This window comes from Curtobacterium sp. MCBA15_007 (assembly GCF_001864905.1).
Lineage (GTDB): Bacteria > Actinomycetota > Actinomycetes > Actinomycetales > Microbacteriaceae > Curtobacterium > Curtobacterium poinsettiae.
This window is the reverse complement of the sequence record NZ_MJGM01000041.1, coordinates 4,161-4,433: the sequence shown is the minus strand read 5'-3', so window position 1 is coordinate 4,433 and position 273 is coordinate 4,161. Positions and strand designations below refer to the sequence as shown.

Genomic DNA, 273 nt, shown 5'->3' with positions numbered 1-273 from the left:
TCGACAAGGGCAACACCGTCATCACCATCGAGCACAACCTCGACGTCATCAAGTCCGCCGACTGGCTGATCGACATGGGGCCCGAGGGCGGCTCCGGTGGCGGCACGGTCCTGGCGACGGGCACCCCGGAGCACGTGGCGACCGTGCCGGAGAGCCACACCGGTGTCTTCCTGCGCGAGATCTTCGACGCGCAGGACGCCCGGGTCGGCAAGCAGCAGGCCGTCGGTGCACGCCAGGCAACCCAGAAGCAGCAGGGCGGCACGCAGCAGGGCG

The 273-nt window shown here is 70.0% G+C and carries 1 protein-coding gene; it reads left to right on the top strand.

Annotation, left to right across the window (positions count from 1 at the left end; translation table 11 throughout):
* Positions 1–273 (top strand): hypothetical protein (locus BIU95_RS18775; protein WP_254783366.1); only part of this gene is annotated, 273 nt, incomplete at both ends.